Source organism: Cognatilysobacter terrigena (assembly GCF_004361065.1).
Classification (GTDB): domain Bacteria; phylum Pseudomonadota; class Gammaproteobacteria; order Xanthomonadales; family Xanthomonadaceae; genus Cognatilysobacter; species Cognatilysobacter terrigena.
Map to the genome: position 1 here is coordinate 1 of NZ_SELT01000058.1, position 1,118 is coordinate 1,118.

1 protein-coding gene is annotated in these 1,118 nt (G+C 60.2%); it reads right to left on the minus strand.

The genetic code is table 11. The features are described from left to right. Positions 1-171: 171 nt before the first annotated feature. On the minus strand, positions 172-573 hold the full coding sequence (locus tag EVS83_RS15325; RefSeq protein ID WP_133502045.1) for a hypothetical protein: 402 nt from the start codon (positions 571-573) through the stop codon (positions 172-174). Between the last annotated feature and the right edge of the window lie 545 nt (positions 574-1,118).

The window sequence follows — 1,118 nt, forward strand, 5'->3', positions numbered from 1 at the left end:
TTGAGGAGTCACTGCCGCGCCAGGAAAGAACGCCATTTTGGCGAGCACCGCGATTGCTGCCAGCAACGGGAGCCAAACGATCACGGCTGCGAAGTCAGTTGCCATGCAAGCTAACACCTGAGTTAAGCCGCGCCGCGAAGCGGCGTCGGCTTGGACGAATTGTTGGGGCGCTTAGCGAGGAAACACATGTGCTGCCACGCAGATGCCAAAGACGAATTGGCAGAGCATGAGCGAACGAAACGCAAATGTGTAGCGCACAAGGCGGCCCTGCTTGGCAGCATCGATAGCGAACAGGAGGTGCGACTCAGGAAACGCGGCCTCAATTTCCTTGAGCGCCGGGATTGCCAAATGGATGAGCTGACGGCTGCGGCTGTCGGCGAGCCAGAAGACCACAGCAAGGAGGGCCAGGAACCCGCCGAGCAGACTCAGGACTGGCGGAGCCACCTTATTTTGAATGGCGGTGAATACGCCGCCGTTGGCAAAGATGGACAAGAGCAGAAAGAAATTGAAGCTCTTGAGGCGCTGCTCCGCGTTGAACTTGAAGTGGTCCCAGACAAATTGACTGCCGTCCACGATGTTCTCCCCTTGCGCCCTAACACCTGAGTTAAGCCGCGCCGCGAAGCGGCGTCGGCTTGGACGAATTGTTAGGCGTGCCTACGGCTGACATACGAGAAGCACAGCCTGTACCCGCCCATTCTCGATTGGGACTTCTGCCCAACACCCTTCGCCTTCCGAAAGCGCGATAGAACCCGTGCGGAGCTCCGGAAGGTAGCGACGCGCTACCGCGGCGGACGTGCCGGGACAGACGCGGCCAAGACAGATGCTCGGCGCGACAGACCGGACGCCAGCGACCAAGTGATCTTCATCCAGCTCGATTCGGACCCCAGGGTATACGAGCGTTTCTGAGACGGACCCATCGCCGGGGAGTGCACGCTGCGGCGAGCCTAGTAGCTTGAGCACCGCGGCTTTCGGGAGGCCCGGAGTAAGCCCACCAATGTTGAGCTCCGAAGTCGCGGCGATTGCGGCGAAGCTAAGGAAGAACAGACTCGCTACGGACAACATCTTCATGGCACGCCTAACACCTGAGTTAAGCCGCGCCGCGAAGCGGCGTCGGCTTG